Annotated in this window: 1 pseudogene; it reads left to right on the top strand. The window is 70.6% G+C overall.

Annotated features, from left to right (window positions below):
• Window positions 1-1580, top strand: a pseudogene (locus GH736_RS22670) (hypothetical protein); the annotation flags it as partial.

Raw genomic sequence — 1580 nt, forward strand, 5'->3', positions numbered from 1 at the left:
GAGCAGGCCGACGAAGCCGACCACGGGTTCGCTGCGATGTCCGACGACCAGGTGGTGCAGAACGCCGCCGACGCCGCCGACGAAGTCGACCGGTACACGCTCCAGTTGGCGGAACTGAACGCCGCCGACCCCGCCCGTCAGACCCGCGAGCTCCGCCAGGAGCTCGAACTCGTCCGACAGGACCGGATCGGCCGGCTGAACGCCGCCACCCAGAAGAAGGAACGTTCCGAGCTCGCAATCGGCCAGACGAAGCAGCGCGCCGCCGCGCAGCGCCAGCAGGCTGCCGCACGCCTCGAGACGGACCTCGCGTCGGCGTCCCAGCGCGCGTCGAACCAGAAGGCGAACGCCCGCGACGAACGCCGCATCGCCGGTGAACGACTCCTGGCGATCGTCGCCGCTGAACGCGACCTCCCCGGCGTGCAGTCGCAGGTCGCTGCGAAGCGAGAGTCCGCCGAGGGGTTCCGCCGGGAAGCCGCCGCCCACCAGACGGCTGCCGCAGAACACTTCGGGACGTACACCAGCCTGAAGGCTGAGCACGCCTCGCTGAAGGACCAGATCCCCGACGCTGAGGCGCGCATCGGCCTGCTCAGCCGCACCACCGCTGACCACTCCGACGACGCCGAGTGCTTCACCTGCGGCCAGCACCTCGCTGCCGCGGACGCTGCAGCGCTCATCGCGGCGCAGCAGGCACAGATCGCATCGTGGGTGTCCGACCTGGACTCCCTCCGCAGCCGCGCCATCGAAGCCCGCGAGGCGTCGGACGCCTCGAACTCCCTGGCGGAGCAGGTGCACGCCCAGGCACGCGCCGAGGACGCCGCCGCGGAACGGCTCGCAACCGAAGCTGCGAAGCTGGCCGCGCTGATCGGCTCCCGCCCGCAGGTCGACAAGCAGAACGCGGACGCGGAGGCGCTGTTCAAGCGCTCCTCCACTGACGAGGAGGACTGGCGGAAGCAGGCCGGCGACGCCCATCACGCCACCGTCCGCGACATCGACGAGCACGAAGCGGCGACTGTCGCCGCCGCGGAGGCGGACCTCGAGCAGGCGGTCGCGGAGATCGCAGACACGGCGCAGCCGTCCGCGAAGGAGGCGACCCTCGCCGCGGATCTCGCCGCCGCCGAGGAGGCTGTCGCCGCGGAAGCCGCCGGGTTCGAGCAGCAGCGCATCGACCTCGAAGGCAAGCGCGACGGGGCGAAGGACCGCGCCGCAGCGCTGGCCGCCGAGCAGAACCGCCGGAAGCAGGCAGCGAACGCCCGCGCCGAGCAGGAGGAACGCCTGAAGGTGCTCCGCCAGCAGAAGGAAGCCGCTGAGCACACCCGCACCGTCCACCAGACGCTGAACAAGGCGTTCTCCCCCGCCGGTATCCCGTCGATGATCCTGAACAACGTCGTCGACGAGCTCAACGAGGCGATGAACGTGTCGCTGAACCGGCTCTCCCGGGGTGAGCTCCGCGTGGAGCTTCGCACGTCCAGGGAGACGTCGAAGGGTGCCACCGACAACAAGGTCAGCGTGTACGTGGAAACCCCGACCGGGATCCGCCCCTACGAGACCCTCTCGGGCGGGCAGAAGTTCCGTGTCGACCT

The organism is Agromyces humi (assembly GCF_009720255.1).
GTDB classification, from domain to species: Bacteria; Actinomycetota; Actinomycetes; order Actinomycetales; family Microbacteriaceae; genus Agromyces; species Agromyces humi.